This is a genomic window from Streptomyces sp. NPDC058637 (genome assembly GCF_042717325.1).
Lineage (GTDB): Bacteria > Actinomycetota > Actinomycetes > Streptomycetales > Streptomycetaceae > Streptomyces.
Genome location: NZ_JBHXRD010000006.1, coordinates 116,526 through 132,812, shown reverse-complemented (window position 1 = coordinate 132,812; position 16,287 = coordinate 116,526). Strand labels below are relative to the sequence as shown.

Genomic DNA, 16,287 nt, shown 5'->3' with positions numbered 1-16,287 from the left:
TGAACACACCCTACAACGGGAGACCTCCGTCCCCTATTCCCGGGGCTGCGGAGCCGTGGCTGCGTACGCTGGAGGCGGAGCCCGGCGCGGGCGGCAGGGGCGAGAGGGCGGGGCGCATGGCCGAGAGTGAACACTGGAAGGAGCGCGGCGTCGCCCTGCGCGTCTTCGTCTACGTCTTCGCGACGCACCTCTTCGCCGGATTCGTCATGCTGCTGTTCTACGTGGGCGGTCACGCGGACAGGTGAGCGAGCGGGCAGGCGGACGGGCGGGAGGGGTCAGGTCGCCGCCGGGGCCCTGTCCCGCCGGACCTCCTCCAGGTACTCCGCCACCGCGTCCCGGTTCCGCTCCAGGCAGCGGATGCGGTCCGTCATGCGGCTCAGCTCCCGCTCCAGGGTCCCGAGCATCTCGGGGGTCGCGTCGGGGAAGTGGATCGCCCGCGGTCTGTCCAGGCAGGGCAGGATCTGCTTGATGATCCGGGTCGGCAGGCCGGCGTCCAGCAGTCCGCGGATCTGCAGCACGCGGTCCACGGAGGACTCGTCGTAATCGCGGTAGCCGTTCGCGGACCGCCGCGACACGATCAGCCGCTGCTCCTCGTAGTACCGCAGCAGTCGGCGGGACGTGGCCGTGCGGTCCGCCCGTGCTGGCGGTCACCCTGGTCTTCGTCCTGGCCCACACGATCCTCTACACGTACATCGCCGCGTTCCTCGAACACGCGGGGATGGGCGGGTCCGTCGACGTCGTGCTGCTGGTCTTCGGCGCGGCCTCGCTCGTCAGCACCTGGGTGGTGGGCCTGTTCATCAACCGCAGGCCGCGCGCCCTCATGATCGCCGGCACCCTGCTGGTCGCGGTGGCCGCGGCGCTCCTCGCCGTGCTGTCCGACAGGCCACTGTTCGTCCACGCGGCCGTGCTGCTGTGGGGCCTGGGCTGGGGCGGCGTACCGACGCTCCTGCAGACCGCGGCCGGGGAGGCGGGCGGTGAGTCGGCCGACGCGGCGCAGGCCGTGCTCGTCACCCTGTGGAACGTCGCCATGGCCGCGGGCGGAGTGGCCGGCGGGATCCTCCTGGACCTGCTGGGCACCGGATCCTTCCCCTGGAGCGTACTGATCCTGCTGCTGCTGCCCGTCCTGGCCGTGGTGGTCTCGGCCCGCACCCACGGCTTCCCCGCGCACCCCGGAAATCCCTGACCCGACAACCCACGCCTTGTATCCTCACCCCATGACCTCCGTACCGTGCCGGAACTGGTGGCGCTCCTCCTAGGAGCGGCCACCCTCATCAGCACGGAGCCAGGGCCGTTCGACATGGACGGCCCTTCTCGCTGCCCCGGCGCCCCCACGGCGCGGGCCGTCCTCCACGCACACACCACCGCGAGGAGACCCCGTGACCACCACCACCGACCTGCCCGTCAGCCTCGCCCGGTCGCGCAGCGCCGAGCTGGAGCGGCAACTGTCCCAGGACCCCGGACGCTTCCGGGTCCTGACCGGGGACCGGCCCACCGGCGCCCTGCACCTCGGCCACTACTTCGGCACCCTCCACAACCGGGTGCGCCTCCAGGACCTCGGCGTCGACGTCTTCGTCCTCATCGCCGACTACCAGGTCCTCACCGACCGGGACGTCGCCGAGCGCCTCACCGAGTACGTGGAGGGGCTGCTGCTGGACTATCTGGCCATCGGGATCGATCCCGCGCGCACGACGGTCTTCAACCACAGCGCCGTACCCGCCCTCAACCAGCTCCTGCTGCCGTTCCTGTCCCTGGTGTCGGTCGCCGAGCTGGGCCGCAACCCCACCGTCAAGGACGAGATCGCCCACTCCCGGCAGTCCGCCGTCAGCGGGCTCATGTACACCTACCCGGTGCACCAGGCCGCCGACATCCTCTTCTGCAAGGGCAACCTCGTGCCCGTCGGACAGGACCAGCTGCCCCACCTGGAGGTCACCCGCACCGTAGCCCGGCGCTTCAACGAGCGGTACGGCACCGTCTTCCCGGAACCCGACGCCCTGCTCTCCGCGACCCCCCTGCTGCTCGGTACCGACGGCACCAAGATGAGCAAGAGCCGGAACAACTCCGTCGCCCTCGGCGCGAGCGAGGACGAGACCGCCCGGCTGATCAAGGGCGCGACCACCGACGCCGACCGGCGCATCACCTACGACCCCGGCACCAGGCCCGGGGTGTCCGGCCTGGTGCTGCTGGCCGCGCTCTGTCTGGGCCGGGACCCGCACGACGTGGCCGCGGGGATCGGCGACGGCGGCGCCGCCGTCCTGAAGCGGACGGTGACGGACGCCGTCAACGCGACGATGGCCCCGATCCGGGCCCGGCGTGCCGCGTACGCGCAGGACATGGGGTACGTACGGGACGTCCTGCGCACGGGGAACGAGCGGGCGAACGCGCTCGCCGAGGAGACGCTGGACGAGGTGCGGCAGGCGATGGGCATGTTCCGCTGAGGGGCCCCGACCCGAACGAGAGGCCCTAGCGGCGGGCCTCCGTGCGCTGCCGGCGCAGCAGCTCCGCGAGGCCGCGCCGGGTCGCGGCGATCACCACCCGGTCCTCCCGCCGCAGCACGTAGCCCGGATGCAGGTCCCAGACCAGGCCGGACGGCCGGTCCGCCGCCCCGGGGCCGAACGGGTCGTACGGCGGGACGGCGGCCAGGTCCGGGTGGCGGTCGGCCGGCGGTGTGGCGTCCAGGGCGAGGACCCGCCAGGAGCCGGGCCGGAAGGCCTGTTCCACGGTATGACCCTCCAGCTGCGGGTGACCGCCCACCTCCAGGGCGGCGAACAGCATCACCTTGCGCTCGACCGGTACCGCGCCGAGGATCTGGCGCCCCATCATGGCCACCGCGAACGACGGGGCGGCCAGATGGGACACCGACCGGGAGCGGGTCAGGGCCTGCGGGTGGGCGGTGCGCAGGGTGCGGTAGACGGCGGTGGCGAACTCGTCGTCGTACAGGCGCAGCGCCACCCGCAGGTCCGGCTTCACCGAGCGGGCGTACAGGGCCGCTTCGAGGTTCGTCGTGTCGACGCTGGTCAGGGCGAGCAGGGCGTGGGCCCGGCGGATCTTCGCGGCCTCCAGGACGCCTTCCTGGGTGACGTCCCCGATGACCGTCGGTACGTGCATGCTGCGAGCCAGCGGGATACCGCGGGCCTCCGGGTCCTCCTCGACGACGACCACGGGGATGTCCATCTCGCGCAGCCGCACCAGCACCCTCGTACCGATCTTGCCGAGGCCCAGGAGCACCACGTGGCCGGACAGGCCCCGGGGCGGGCGGCGCAGCGCGGACGCGGTGCGCAGCGAACCGAAGGCCTCCAGGACGGCGGCCACGAGCAGGGGGAGGAGCAGGAGCCCGGCCGTTCCGGACAGGAGCTGGATGATCCGGCGGGACGCCGGTTCGGTGTCTTCGGCGGGGTCGCCCATCGCGAGCAGGTCGAGCAGCGTGAGGTAGGCGGCGTGCAGCGGGCTGTCGCCGGTCGTCACGACCGAGGCGACCGCCAGGGCCACGACGGCCGCCGCGACGCCCAGCGCCGACCAGCGGAGCCTGCGCGAGAAGATGTGGCCCAGCGGCGCGCCCCTGCCGCCCATCCGGGTCGGGGTGCGGTCGGGTCCCGCCTGGCTGATGGCCTCCAGCACCACCGTGCCCCGGCCGGTCGCCGCGGCCACCGTCGCCCGGTCGGGCAGCAGCTGGGGCCCTTCGTCACCGCTGCTGTCGGAGCCTTCGGTGCCCGCCGGGTCGTGGGTGGTGGAGGAGAGCAGGGCCAGGGTGCACAGGCCGGGGTCGGCGAGCTCGCCCTGCCGGGGCGGGGTGCGTTCGGCGGCGCGCAGGAGCAGGCCCTCGGCCTGGATGACCTTGCTGCTGCCGGTGACGGCGGTGGCGGCGAGGGCCGGGGCGGCGGTGTCGGCGTCGGACAGGACGGTCGTGGAGGTGTCCAGGGCGGCCGGGTCGAGGCCGGGCATGGCGACGGCGGCGGCCTGGTCGAGCAGGGTCTCCAGGTGCTGGCCGAGCTTGCGGTTGTAGAGACGGATGACCAGCCGCAGACGCGGGTTGAGCCGCCGGGCGGTCAGCGCGGCCCGGATGTTGCGCTCGTCGTCGTCGTAGACGAGGGCGAGGGCGGCTGCACGGTCGACACCCGCCTCCTCCAGCGCCTCGTCGGAGGGCTCGTGGGCCTCCATGATGCGTACGGCCTCGACCCCGGCGTTGGTGTCGCCGGGACCTCCTGCCACCGCCCCGTTGCGGTTCATCGCCGCGGACATCCGGCCGAACAGGGCAGCCGCCCGGGCGCGTTGGGTCAGCGGCAGGTCGGGCCGGCTGGTGTCGCGGCCGGGCGGGAGGACGAGGGTGACCCGCTCCCCGTACACGTAGCGCAGTTCCACGGCGAGGCGCCGCGCGAGGGTGTCGTCGCCGCAGACCACCATGTGGCCACCGGCGGTGGGGTGTTGGGGCTGCTGCGGAAGTGGGGGCACGAAACCCAGCATGCCTTGTCCTCTCTGTGTCAGTCCTCGTGGCCCCGGCGGGTGGCAGGGGCGGCCCGCGGGCGGCGGGGGTCGGCGGCCCGCCCGATCGCCGTCTCCACCGCCGCGACGCGGTCCGCGAGCAGCCCCAGCGCGGCGACCGCCCGCGTCATGGGGTCGCCGTCCGGGCCGCCGAGCGCCTGGCCGCGGACGTACGCGGCGGTGACGGCGGCCCAGCGGTCCCGCTGCGCCGGGCTGAGGGTGCCGCGCAGTGCGGCGAGCTTCAGCAGATTCGCCTCGGCGCCCGTGGTGAGGGTCTGTGCCTCGCCCGCGTAGTGGTCGTCGACGACGGCGGCCAGCTCGGCGTCGTTCATCACGGGCACGATCCGCTCGGCGATCCTGTTCAAGTCGCGGTACGAGCCCTGCAGCCGGAACGGCGGCTCGGTGCGCGTCGCGTCGGTCCGCGCCGCCGACGCGATGTACGCCGCGTTCACCGCGAGGACGGTGTCCCGGGCGGTGAGCAGATGGCGCAGGACGGAGACGATCCGCTCCAGCTCGGCAGGTGTGTACGGGTGTTCCAGCCGGTCCGCGCGCACCGACCCGGTGGTGTCGGAGGCCAGCCGGACGAGCTGCGCGAGGTCGTCCCGGGAGCGGGCGGCCAGCGGGGCGAGGACCGGGTTCGCGGTCAGGGCGTTCTCCACGAAGCTCAGCGCGAACACGTCGTCCCGGCCGCTCAGGACCTCGCCGAGATTCCAGACGTCGGCGCGGTTGGCGAGCATGTCAGGAATCCGGAACCGTTCCCCGGACTCGGTGTACGGATTGCCCGCCATGACCACGGCGAAGCGCTTGCCCCGCAGGTCGTAGCTGCGCGGCTCACCGTCGCGCACCCCCTCGATCCGGCGGGTCGCGTCGCAGAGCGGGATGAACTTCTGGAGCAGCTCGGGCGAGGTGTGCTGGATGTCGTCCAGGTGGAGGAGGGTGTTGTTGCCCGACTCCAGCGCGAAGTTGATCTTCTCGACCTCTCGGCGCGCGGTAGCGCCGCGGGCCTGCGCCGGGTCGAGGGACGTCACGTCGTGGCCGAGGTTAGGCCCGCTGACCTTGACGAGGACCATGCCGAGCCGGTCGGCGACGTACTCCATGAGCGTCGTCTTGCCGTAGCCGGGCGGCGACACGAGGAGCAGCAGGCCCTGCGAGTCGGTGCGCCGGTCCGCGTCGGCGGTGCCGAGCTGCTTGGCGAGGCTGTCGCCGATGAGGGGCAGATACACCTCGTCGACCAGCCGGTTGCGGACGAACGCGGACATGACGCGTGGACGGTGGTCGTCCAGGCGCAGCCGGGAGCGTTCCGCCGCGACCAGGGTGGTGCGCAGCCGCTGGTAGGCACGGAAGCCGGGCACGGTGACCGCGCGGAACTCCGCTGTGCGGGCGAGGAGTTCGTCCAGCCGCACCGACAGCTTCCCCCCTTCGACGCGCGGGTGGTCGCCGAGGAGGCCCTCGACCGTCACGGTGAGCGGGGCGTCGCACTCGTACCGCTCCAGTTCCGGGCACAGCTCCACGGCGACGGCCTCCGCGAGGTCCCCTTCGTCCACCGCCGGGCCGCTCGCCCCGGCGTAGGACGTGAGCCAGCCCTCGACCAGCTGGCGCCGGGCCGGCAGGTCGTCGGCCAGGGCCGACAGGTCCTCGTCGTAGGCCGATGTGCCCGTGGCCCGGCGGAACTTGTCCAGGAACGTACGGGTGGCGGCGCTCGTGACGAATCCGGCGGGCCCGCCGGTCAGTTCCTCGAAGAGGTACGCGGCGACCGCGTCCCCGGCCCCCATGGCCGCCGCCCACTCCTCCTGGAGCGCGGCGACGGCCGGGGCGAGCCCGAACGTGTCGCGGGCGCGCGCCAGCGACACCGCCCGCCGCGCCCAGGACGCGCGCCGGGCGTCGTCCGCCCCGTACGTCCAGAAGAGCTGCGCCGCGGCGCGTACGGCGGGCGGGAAGCGCAGCAGGCCCGCGCCGGAGTGCAACCGCAGCAGGGCGGTCAGGACCGCGGTGGCGTCCTCGTCGTGCACGCCGCGCCGGTAGCCCTCGTCGTACGCCGCCGCTGCCGCGTCCCGCACGAGCGCCGAGAGGTCCGGTGCGTCGCGCAGGGCGTCCGGGCCGTGCTCGTCCAGGAGGCGGGCGGCCAGGTGCTCGGCGCGGTAGACGGCCGCCGACTCGGAGGGCAGCAACTGGTCCCAGTACGGCCGGGTGGCGGCGAACTCCGGGTCGGTGACCGGGGCCCGGTAGTCCGTGCCGGTCAGCGCGAAGGCGAGCCGGTCGCCGGACGGGACCAGGGTCAGGTCGAACGGCTGGGTGTTCACCGCGAACCGGTGCCGGCCGAGCCGGATCACCGACCCGCCGTCCGCGTACAGCTCGCCGCGGTCGCGCAGCGCCCGGCCCGCCTCCTGCCGGGCCGCCTTCAGCCGCCCGTCGAGCTCCCCGGCCCGCACCGGGTCGCCGAGCCCGCGCAGTTCCTCGGCGGTGCGGCGGACCTTGGCGACCATGGGGTCGGAGGCGAAGTACGTGTGGACGGCGTCCAGGTCCTCCAGCGAGGCCAGGCGCCGGGCGACCGTCTCCAGGACCCGGTTCGCCGAGTCCGCCAGCCGCTCGGCCCGCCGGGCGCGGGCGTCCATCAGCGTCTGCCTACGGGCCGCGAACGCCTCGTACACCTCCGTACGGCGCTCGGCCAGCCTGCCCAGGAAGTCGTCGGACTCCGCGAACCTGGACTCCTGGTTCTCCAGCTGGAGCAGCACCCGGGCGAGCTGGTCGTCACAGGCCTCGGGGGAGTCCGAGGCGGCCAGCGCCCCCGTGACGGTCTGCCCGAGCAGTGCGAACTCGGCGGCGAACTCGGCCCGCCCCTCCTGCGACAGCAGCTCCCTGCGGCGGGCGTCCAGCGTGGCGCGGACCCGGTTGGCACCGCCCAGCACCTCGGCGATCCGCTCCAGGATCGACGTGCGGACGGTGGCGTCACCGATGTCGAGCCCGGCGACGACGTCCGTCACCGTCCCGAGGCCCTCGGTGATCCCCGTCAGCCGGTCCGCGACGGCCGAGGTGTCGGCGACACCGGCCGCCGCGTCCGCGGCCTCGGTGAGCTGCGCGAGGTCCTCGTGGTAGCCGGTGAACGCGTCCTGCCGGGCGAGGAAGGCCACAGCCCGCCGGGCGGCCGAGTCGAGGTCGTGCTCGGTCTCGGCGGAGAGCTCCGCGATCCGGTCGGTGTCGGCGTACCGCATTTCGGCGAGGGTCGCCAGATGGCCGTGGGCGCGGCGTAGTTCGGTGAGCTGGGCCACCCAGGCGGCGGCCGGGCGCGGCGCCTCGTCGCGGATGCGGCGGACGAGGGCGGTGAGCCGGGTGGCTGTGCCGGTGAGGGCGTCGGCCGCCTGCCGGGTCAGCTCCTGTACCGTCTCGAACTCGGCCAGGACCTGGTGGGCGGTGGCCCGCAGCTCCTCCAGCGGTTCGGCGAGCGCGCCCAGCTCGGGGTCGGTGAGCCAGTGGTAGCGGTCGCCGGCCCGGGCGCAGTCGGCGACGAGCTGCCGGTACACGGCGGTGGTCGGGGTCATGTCCCGCACGCCGTGCGCCAGGGCGAGGCAGTCGGAGATCCCGCGCACCAGGTCGGCGTTCCCGGTCCGGGCGAGGGGGCCCGTGCCGACGGGGGCCGCGGCGGCGTAGGTGTCGGAGACGTACGGGGTCCGCCAGCGCTGCAACGGGTGGACGCGGCCGGTCCCGTCGCCGCCCTCACCGCCCTTGCCGTCCTTGAGGAGGATCAGGGTGCCGTCGTCGAGGAGGGCGTGGGCGCGGCCGAGCAGCGGGGTGGCGACCTCCTGGCGGATCAGGTTGTAGGGGAGGAGCAGGGTGCGGCTCTCGTCCCTGGACCGGAAGACGTACAGCACGTCCTCGCCGTTGGGGGAGCGGACCGCGCCCTCGAAGACCGGGTCGGTGAGCTCCTCGGCGGTGTCGAAGGTCTTGGCGGTGCCGGTGGTGAGGTAGTAGCCGCCGGGGAAGATGATCCCCTGGTCCTCGGGGAGCCGGTGGCAGGACGGTCCGATCGCGTCGAGCCTGCGGACGGTGGAGAGCAGGGTGTTGAAGACCAGGTGACGCCAGTTCTCCTCCTTGTACGGGCGCACCCGCAGCAGGATCAGCGGCCCGGCCTCGGCGTACTCGACGTCGGCGTCCGCGAGCGACTGGAGCGGCTCGTCGACGGGCTCCTCGTAGATCCCGGCGGGGGACTCGGTGTCGTCGGCGGTCCTGACGGTGAGGCTGCCGTTCAGGGTGTCGACGAAGACCGTGTCCCGGATCGCGATGTGCGGATGCCGCCCCGGGACGTGCGCGTCCCGTCCTGCCGGGGTCCAGTCGAAGTCGTGCGACGGCGGGAACACGTGGTCCCGGTCCCCCCGGGCGTCCAGGAACGCCCCGGGCGCACCGTCCGGGCCGAGTGCCCAGCGCAGGACGCGGATGTCCTCGGCGGTCTCGCCGGTACGGAAGACGGCGAGCAGCCGGCCGTTGACGCGCCGCAGCCGGAGCAGCCGGGCGTCGCGGTAGTAACGGTGCAGCCCGGCGAACTCCCGTACGAACGTCTCGTCGCCGAGCGGTCCGGGATCCGCCTCCTCCAGCCCGGCCCCCCGCAGGACGAGTACGTCACCGACCGCCACCTCCCCGCCGGCCCCGGGCCCGCGCTCGAAGCCGAACAGCAACTGCCCGCCCACGGCGACGAGGTCCCGTGCGGTGGACGCCCGCCCGGTGGTCACCTGCTCGGTGGCGAGCAGCCGCAGCCCGGTCGAGCCGAACTCCTCGGTCCGCCGCGCGTTGAGAGCCCCGGCCCGCCGGACAAGCTCCTCGGCCTGCCCACCGAGCCGCCGCCGGAGCACCTCGTAGGCACCGGCATCGGCATCGGTGGGTGTGGTGTCGCGGTCCATGCGTACGGCTCCCTACGAGACGACTACGTCGAACGACCTGCCCCGGACCGGGTCCGGGTCCGACCCCAGCCGACCGGGGGCTGAAGCCGCTTTCCGGGCCGACCCACGCCGGCCCGGGTCCGGGTCCGCTTTCCGGGCCGACTCCAGCCGGTCCGGGTCCGGTTTCCTGGCCGACCCCAGTGCTCTCCGGGTTCGGCACGGAATTCCTGGCCGACCCTCCAGCCCGTCCGGCGCTTGAGGACACACCACCTCGGCCTACCCCACGGCCGCCCCGTTCCGCCCCGCCGCAGACGCCACAGCCCCGGCCCCCGTGGACGCCCCCGCGGCCGCCCCCGTCAGCGAGGACACCGTCATCCCCGCCAGCCCCAGCTCCTCCGCCGCGGCCAGCAACTGCCGTACCTGCCCCGAGGCGGCCCCCGACGACCCCCGCATCAGTTGCGTCAGCAGCGCCGACACCGTCAGGTTCCGTACGTCCCCCGTGGACACGGAACCCAGCACCCGGGTCAGGTCGTCCGTGAACGACCCGCTGCCGTCCAGCCACGGACCCGCCAGCGCCTGCGCGGTCTTGGAGTTCTCCACGAACCCGTCCACGCTCCGGCCGAGCGAGATCGACGAGACGATCCGGTCGAAGAAGACCGGGTCGCCGCCGATGATGTCGATGTCCGCGTTCTCCAGCCCCGTCGCGAGCACGGTCGCCTGCGCCTCCGCGACCTGCCGCCGCACATCGAACTCCGCCAGCCGGATCTCCTTCTCCGCGGCCAGCCGCAGCCGGTACTCCTCGTGTCCGCGCGACGCGTCGTCCAGCGCGGCCATCGCCGCGGCCTTCTGCGTGAGCCCCTCCGCCTCGGCCCGCAGCTTCTCGCCGATCATCGCCGCGTCCGCCGTCGCCTGGGCCCGCGTACCCTCCGCGACCGCCAGCGCCTTGAGCCGCGAGCCCTCCGCCTCGGCCCTGAGCCGTGCCTCCGTCGCCCGGCCCTCCGCGAGCCCGGTCTTCTCCGTGACGTCGGCCTCCGCCTCACGGACCTGGACGTCCGCCAGCCCCACCGCGGCGGTCTCGGCCTGGATGCCCTCCGCGAGCCGCAGCTTCGCCTGCGCGTCGAGGTCGGCGGTCTTCAGCCGGGCCTCCGCGAGCGTCAGCTGCTCGGCCGCCAGGTGCGTCGCCGACACCTCCGCGGCCTCGGCCGCCTTGATGTCCTTGACCAGCTTCTCCTGCGCCTCCGCCTCGGCCGCGATGATGACCGACCTGCGGGTGCGCTCCGACTCCTCGACGGCCCGCAGCGTCAGGATCGACTCCTCCTGCTCGGCGACCGTGCGGTCCACCGCGATCCGCTCCCGGATCACGTCCGCGACCTCGCGGCGCTCGGCCTCGACCTCCTTCGTCGCGGCTATCCGGTTCAGCTCGGTCTCGCGCTCGCGCCCGATGACCTCCAGCATCCGGTCCTTCTCGATGCGCTCGTTCTCCACGGCGATGACCCGCTCACGGTTCTTCTGCGCGACCGCGACCTCACGGGCCTGGTTCTCCCGCTGGATGCCGAGCTGCTCCTCGGTACGGATGAACGCGCTCTGCGAACCGAGCCGCTCCTCCTCCTGCACCCGGGCGGTGGCCGACTCCTCGCGGGCCCGCAGCGTCTCGACCTCGCGGCGCTGCTTGATCTCGGCCTCGGCCTGCCGGCGCTCCAGCTCCAGGATGGTCTCGCGGGCGTCGACGTCCTGCCGGGTGATCTCCTTCTGCTCGGTGCGCTGGAACTCGTTGGTCCGCACGTGCTCGATCGACGTCAGTTCGGTGATCTTCCGGATGCCCTGCGCGTCCAGGATGTTGGCGCCGTCGAGCTGTGCCATCGGCGTCTGTTCGAGGAAGTCGATCGCGGCGTCGTCGAGGTGGTAGCCGTTCAGGTCGGTTCCGATGACCCGGATGATCCGGTCCCGGAACTCCTCACGCTTGGTGTACAGGTCGACGAAGTCGAGCTGCTTGCCGACGGTCTTGAGCGCCTCCGAGAACTTCGCGGCGAAGAAGTCCTGGATCGCGACCTTGTCGCTCGCCCGCTCCGTACCGATGGCCTGCGCCACCTTGATGACGTCCTCGACGGTCTTGTTGACCCGGACGAAGAAGGTGATGTGGATGTCGGCGCGGATGTTGTCCTGGCAGATCAGCCCCTCGCGGCCGGTACGGCGGATCTCGATGGTCTTCACCGAGATGTCCATGGTCTCGGCCTTGTGCAGCACCGGCAGGACGACCGCACCGGTGAAGGTGACGTCGACCTTCTTGGTCTTGGAGATGATCAGCGCCTTGCCCTGTTCGACCTTGCGGAACAGTCGGGTGACGACGAGGAGCAGGGCGACGGTGACGAGCAGGACAACGGCGACGAGCACGCCGATGCCCAAGGAGATGGAATCCATGTCAGTCCTTGGCGGCCGGTGGGAAGGGGAAGAAGAAGGGGCGCACCGCGCGGTGACGGCATGCGGAACCAGGGCCAGGGGCCCGGAGTGGCGGACGGGGGAGGTCAGCCGGCTGTGCGCGGCAGCGGTCGCGGTCCCGGGTCGAGCGCCGCGTCGTACGGCGACACCCAGAAGAACTCGCCCTCCGCGTCGTACGCGTAGAGAAGCCCCGCACTGCCCGCCACGAACACGTCCTCCACGTCACCGGAGCCGGAAGCGGTCGGCCGCTCCAGCCGGCGTACCTGCACGACCGCGGTCGAACCGTCGGCCGCCGCGACCTCCGCCTGCCCGAAGTCGGCGGTGACGGAACCCGTACGGATCGTGCAGAGCTGCCCCAGGAAGTCCTGGCGCGATGGAGGAGGTTGTGCCGGGAAGTACCGGCGGAAGCGACGTACGAGCATGCGCACCGCCCCCCAGGCGATCAGCAGGGCCCCGGCCAGTACGACGACGTGGAGCAGGGACCGCGCGGTGCCGGTGACACCGCTGCGCACCACCAGGATCGACCCCGTCAGGCTGATGAACCAGGAGATGGCGACGGCCAGTGACACCGACACGGAGACCGGAACTCCGGCGACGCCCGCGGCGTCGGCGTCGAGGTCGGTGTCGAAGGAGTCGTGCCCGGCGGCCCCGGCCAGTACCAGCAGCCAGAAGCAGACGACGACGATCAGGGCGGCCCCGAAGGGGACGGCAGGGAAGGCGATTGCCGCGGAAAGGAATTCGTTCATCCGGCCCACCCCCTCGCGCCGTGCGCGCCTCCGTCACGTCCACGAGGCGGCAGCCGGGGCACCGGCGCCGCGACACCGTGAACGGCCCCGCAGCAACCGGTTTCCTGTCCCCCGTGCTTTCCCGTAACCCCCGTGCTTCCCCCGTGTGTTGCTGACCAGATGGTGTCAGCCGGGGGCGTACCCGCGCACTGCCGGAATCCGGCAGACTTGCTGAGGTCACCCTGCCGGGCACCGGCATTCCGCCTCGCGCGTTGACTGAACGAGACGCTGACACACGTACGGAGGAGTGCACCGTGGCGGAGCCGGAGATCCCCGAGGAGTTCCTGGGGGACTATGCCCGCATACTGGCCGAGGTCGCGGACACCGGCCGTCGGCTCACGCGCGACGAGCTGGAGGGCAGGCGCGTCCTCGGCAGGGAGGCCGCCGAGGCGGGCCATCAGCTGCGTGCCCTGGTCAGCCTCCATCTGACGGCGACCCGTTCGGCCTGGCCGCTCACCGCGTCCGGCGCGAGTGCCACCGACTTCGTGCTGGCGGCCGTGGAGCAGGCCGTCGACGCCTTCGCGGAGGGCTTCGAGCGGGCGCAGCGGCTCACGGTGCGGCGCGAGGAGGCGGCGCGGCGGGAGTTCATCGACGACCTGCTCTACGGGCGCAGCGACCTCGGCAGGCTCGCGGAGCGCGCCACCCGGTTCGGGCTGCGGCTCTCCCGGGCGCACGCCGTCGCGGTGGCCGCGGGCCCCGAGGCGTACACCGAGACGGACGCCGTGCCCCGCAGCGTGGAGGCGGCCCTGCTCGCACGCTTCGGCGGCCGTAAGATCCTGCTCACCACGAAGGACGGCCGTCTCGTCTGCATAGCCCCCGGCAGTCAGCCCGACGTCCTGCGGTACTTCGCCAAGCAGGCGCACGCGGCGACGGACGGCGGCCAGGTGGCCGTGGGCCGCCCGCACCGGGGTCCCGGCGGGGTCGTCCACTCGTACGACGAGGCGCTCGAAGCGATCGACCTGGCCCGGCGGATGGGGCTCGACGAACCGGTGCTGTACTCAGCCGACCTGCTCGTCTATCCGGTGCTGACCCGCGACCGGCAGGCGATGGCCGACCTGGTGCGCAGTGAGCTCGGCCCGCTCCAGGAAGCCAGAGGCGGTGCGGAACCGTTGCTGCGGACGCTGTCGGTGTACTTCGACGCGGGCTGTGTCGCCGCGGAGACCGCCCGCCGGCTGGCGCTGAGCGTACGCGCCCTGACGTACCGGCTGGAACGCATCCACCAGCTCACGGGCTCCGACCCGTCCGACCCGATGCACCGCTACGCCCTGCAGACCGCGGTGATCGGAGCCCGGCTGCTGGACTGGCCGGCGAAGGAACTCTGACCGGGCGGGGGCCTGATGGGGCCGGGTGTCCGACGGGGTGGCCGGGGGCGCACAGGGGGGTGCAGCGCCCCCGGCCTGCCGGATGCGGACCGGGGTGGGTGGTCCGCGTCTCCGGCGGTAGGAGCGTACGGCCGTTCGCTGTGAGGGCCGTACGGGAAAGCGGTCCTACAGGTCGAACTCGTGCGGAGGCAGGTCGAGCGCGTAGCACGCCTCGCGCACCACGGCCTGCTCCGCGGCGTCGAAGTCACCGTCGGCACCGCCGATGACGATGCCGATCTGGATGACGGCCCTGGCCTCGGCCGGGTCGACCGGCTGATCGCCGCCGGCCTCGCGGAGCGCCGGGTCAACCCGGACAACCGCCGCGAGACCGAGCTGCGGGTGACACCGGAGGGCTGCCGCCTGGTCGCGGACGTCATGGCGGACCGTCGTGGGGAGATCGCCGCGATCGCGGAACGCCTCGCCCCCCGGCAGCGCGCGGCGCTGGTCGAAGCACTGACGGCGTTCACGGAAGCGGGCGGGGAGCAGGCCGCACCGGACGTCGATCCGTTCGGCTGGACGCAGCTCCCCGCCCGCTTCCTCCCGCCGGCCCGTCAGTCGGCGTCGCGCCCGGCGTGCTCCGGCGTGAGGTCGTCGTGCACGGGCATCGGCTCGTCACGCGACACGGCGGCTGCGGGCTTCGGCCCCTTGCTGGCGAGCTTGGCCTGGATCCTGGAGGCCACCGGCTCGGTCCAGCGGGCGGTGAGCGGGCCGACGATCACGAGGATCAGCACGTACGCGGTGGCGATGGGCCCGATCCGCGGCTCCGTCGCCACGGCCAGACCGGCGATGACGATCGAGAACTCGCCCCGCGCGACCAGGGTGCCGCCCGCACGCCAACGGCCCCGCGGACCGATTCCGGCCCGCCGCGACGCGTACCAGCCGGTGCCGATCTTGGTGAAGACGGTGACGAGCGCCAGCAGCGCCGCGGGAAGCAGCACGGGCGGGATCTCGGCCGGGTCCGTGGACAGGCCGAAGAACACGAAGAAGACGGCGGCGAAGAGGTCCCGCAGCGGCGTCAGCAGCTTGCGGGCACCCTCGGCGACCTCACCGGACAGGGCGATGCCCACCAGGAACGCGCCGACGGCCGCGGACACCTGCAACTGCTGAGCCACCCCGGCCACCAGGACGGTGAGGCCGAGGACGACGAGCAGCAGCATCTCCGGATTGTCGGAGGACACCGCGCGGCTGATGAGCCGCCCGTGCCGCAGCGCCAGGTACAGCACGAACCCGACGGTCCCGAGCGCGATCAGCAGGGCGACGCTGCCACCGGCCAGGCCGACGCCGGCCAGCATCGCGGTGAGCAGCGGGAGGTAGACGGCCATCGCGAGGTCCTCGATGACGAGGACACCGAGGATGACGGGCGTCTCACGATTGCCGAGCCGCCCCATGTCGGTCATCACCTTGGCGATCACGCCGGACGACGAGATCCAGGTGACCCCGGCCAGCGCGACGGCCCCCACGGGCCCCCAGCCGAGCATCAGGCCGGCAGCCGCACCGGGCGTGGCGTTGAGCACGAAGTCGACGGCCCCGGACGGATACTGCGTCTTGAGGCTCGTGACGAGCTCGGACGCGCTGTACTCGAGCCCGAGCAGCAGGAGCAGGAGGATGACACCTATCTCGGCCCCGATGGCGGTGAACTCCTCACTCGCACCGAGTGGGAGCAGCCCGCCCACCCCGAAGGCCAGACCGGCCAGCAGGTAGAGCGGGATCGGTGAGAGCCCGACCCGTCCGGCGAGGCGCCCGATGATGCCCAGCCCCAGAATGACGGAGCCCAGCTCCACCAGCAGTGCAGTCGTGTCGTGCACGGTCAGCCCTCCGCAATGATCTCGGAGAGCGTGTCGACGCCCTCCCGCGTTCCTACAACGACGAGCGTGTCCCCGATGGCCAGCCGGAAGTCCGGCCCGGGAGACGGATGCGCACTGTGCGTGCGCAGGACAGCCACGATCGACGCACCCGTCCGGGTCCGCGCCTTCGTCTCTCCGAGCAGCCGCCCGCCGTACGGGGAGCGCGTCCCGAGCGGGATGTGCTCGGTGACCAGATCGATGCCCTCGGTGCGCACGGCGTCGATCGGCGCGGCGTCGATGAGGTGCGCGAGCCCGGTGGCCTCAGAGGTGGTCAGGGGTACGGAGAGCAGACATGAATCAGGGTCGTCCTTCTCGTAGAACCCGAGAAAACGCCGTCCGTCGTGGTGCACGACCACGGAGATGTGCTGTCCCGTCTCGGTGGTGTAGTCGTACTGGACGCCGACTCCGGGCAGCGGTGTGCGGTGGGTTCCCATGGCTTCCTCCCGAGGAGCGCGGCGGTACGACGCGGCTTTTTGATGATCTCTTTAACTGCCCATTACCCTAACCGGCGGCGAGT

10 protein-coding genes and 3 pseudogenes are annotated in these 16,287 nt (G+C 72.8%); 5 read left to right on the top strand and 8 right to left on the bottom strand.

The features are described 5' to 3' along the window. The first annotated feature begins 116 nt into the window (after positions 1-116). On the top strand, positions 117-245 hold the full coding sequence (locus ACFWVP_RS08005) for a DUF6126 family protein (protein ID WP_384494541.1): 129 nt from the start codon (positions 117-119) through the stop codon (positions 243-245). A 30-nt stretch (positions 246-275) separates the two neighbouring features. Here ACFWVP_RS08005 and ACFWVP_RS08000 read toward each other — a convergent pair whose 3' ends face one another. Continuing rightward, on the bottom strand, positions 276-608 hold the full coding sequence (locus ACFWVP_RS08000; RefSeq protein ID WP_384494734.1) for a MerR family transcriptional regulator: 333 nt from the start codon (positions 606-608) through the stop codon (positions 276-278). A 26-nt stretch (positions 609-634) separates the two neighbouring features. Here ACFWVP_RS08000 and ACFWVP_RS07995 point away from each other — a divergent pair. Together ACFWVP_RS07995 and trpS are read left to right on the top strand one after the other, a co-directional pair. Next, positions 635-1,183, top strand: a pseudogene (locus tag ACFWVP_RS07995) (MFS transporter); the annotation flags it as partial. A 193-nt stretch (positions 1,184-1,376) separates the two neighbouring features. Continuing rightward, positions 1,377-2,435 (top strand): tryptophan--tRNA ligase, encoded by a 1,059-nt coding sequence (gene trpS, locus ACFWVP_RS07990; RefSeq protein WP_384494539.1) that lies wholly within the window; start codon positions 1,377-1,379, stop codon positions 2,433-2,435. Positions 2,436-2,460: 25 nt separating this feature from the next. Here the strand turns inward: trpS and ACFWVP_RS07985 are convergent, their stop codons facing one another. From ACFWVP_RS07985 to ACFWVP_RS07970, 4 genes are all read right to left on the bottom strand, one after another. After that, positions 2,461-4,458 (bottom strand): NAD-binding protein, encoded by a 1,998-nt coding sequence (locus tag ACFWVP_RS07985; RefSeq protein WP_384494537.1) that lies wholly within the window; start codon positions 4,456-4,458, stop codon positions 2,461-2,463. Between the two features lie 17 nt (positions 4,459-4,475). Beyond that, on the bottom strand, positions 4,476-9,365 hold the full coding sequence (locus ACFWVP_RS07980; RefSeq protein WP_384494535.1) for a DNA repair ATPase: 4,890 nt from the start codon (positions 9,363-9,365) through the stop codon (positions 4,476-4,478). Between the two features lie 255 nt (positions 9,366-9,620). After that, the gene (locus ACFWVP_RS07975; RefSeq protein WP_384494534.1) at positions 9,621-11,762 is read right to left on the bottom strand and encodes a flotillin family protein; all 2,142 of its coding nucleotides are present in this window, start codon (positions 11,760-11,762) and stop codon (positions 9,621-9,623) included. 104 nt (positions 11,763-11,866) lie between these two features. Beyond that, entirely contained in the window at positions 11,867-12,526 is a 660-nt protein-coding gene (locus ACFWVP_RS07970; RefSeq protein WP_384494532.1) for a hypothetical protein, read from the bottom strand. Between the two features lie 293 nt (positions 12,527-12,819). Here ACFWVP_RS07970 and ACFWVP_RS07965 point away from each other — a divergent pair, with 293 nt between their 5' ends. Next, positions 12,820-13,887: a PucR family transcriptional regulator gene (locus tag ACFWVP_RS07965; RefSeq protein ID WP_384494530.1), complete on the top strand. Its 1,068-nt coding sequence runs from the start codon at positions 12,820-12,822 to the stop codon at positions 13,885-13,887. Positions 13,888-14,052: 165 nt separating this feature from the next. Here the strand turns inward: ACFWVP_RS07965 and ACFWVP_RS07960 are convergent. Next, positions 14,053-14,190, bottom strand: a pseudogene (locus ACFWVP_RS07960) (TerB family tellurite resistance protein); the annotation flags it as partial. Between ACFWVP_RS07960 and ACFWVP_RS07955 the strand changes: the two are divergent. Continuing rightward, positions 14,191-14,445: pseudogene (locus ACFWVP_RS07955) on the top strand (MarR family winged helix-turn-helix transcriptional regulator); the annotation flags it as partial. A 32-nt stretch (positions 14,446-14,477) separates the two neighbouring features. Here the strand turns inward: ACFWVP_RS07955 and ACFWVP_RS07950 are convergent. Both ACFWVP_RS07950 and ACFWVP_RS07945 read right to left on the bottom strand, forming a co-directional pair. After that, complete coding sequence (locus tag ACFWVP_RS07950; RefSeq protein ID WP_384494528.1) at positions 14,478-15,731, bottom strand: cation:proton antiporter; 1,254 nt, start codon at positions 15,729-15,731, stop codon at positions 14,478-14,480. A gap of 2 nt (positions 15,732-15,733) precedes the next feature. Then, positions 15,734-16,204: a cation:proton antiporter regulatory subunit gene (locus ACFWVP_RS07945; protein WP_384494526.1), complete on the bottom strand. Its 471-nt coding sequence runs from the start codon at positions 16,202-16,204 to the stop codon at positions 15,734-15,736. Positions 16,205-16,287: the final 83 nt, after the last annotated feature.

Excerpts from the sequence above, each read along its gene's own strand:
- ACFWVP_RS08005 (WP_384494541.1), top strand. The coding sequence starts at position 117 with ATGGCCGAGAGTGAACACTGGAAGGAGCGCGGCGTCGCCCTGCGCGTC.
- ACFWVP_RS07985 (WP_384494537.1), bottom strand. The coding sequence starts at position 4,458 with ATGCTGGGTTTCGTGCCCCCACTTCCGCAGCAGCCCCAACACCCCACC.
- ACFWVP_RS07945 (WP_384494526.1), bottom strand. The coding sequence starts at position 16,204 with ATGGGAACCCACCGCACACCGCTGCCCGGAGTCGGCGTCCAGTACGAC.
- ACFWVP_RS07980 (WP_384494535.1), bottom strand. The coding sequence starts at position 9,365 with ATGGACCGCGACACCACACCCACCGATGCCGATGCCGGTGCCTACGAG.
- ACFWVP_RS07975 (WP_384494534.1), bottom strand. The coding sequence starts at position 11,762 with ATGGATTCCATCTCCTTGGGCATCGGCGTGCTCGTCGCCGTTGTCCTG.
- ACFWVP_RS07970 (WP_384494532.1), bottom strand. The coding sequence starts at position 12,526 with ATGAACGAATTCCTTTCCGCGGCAATCGCCTTCCCTGCCGTCCCCTTC.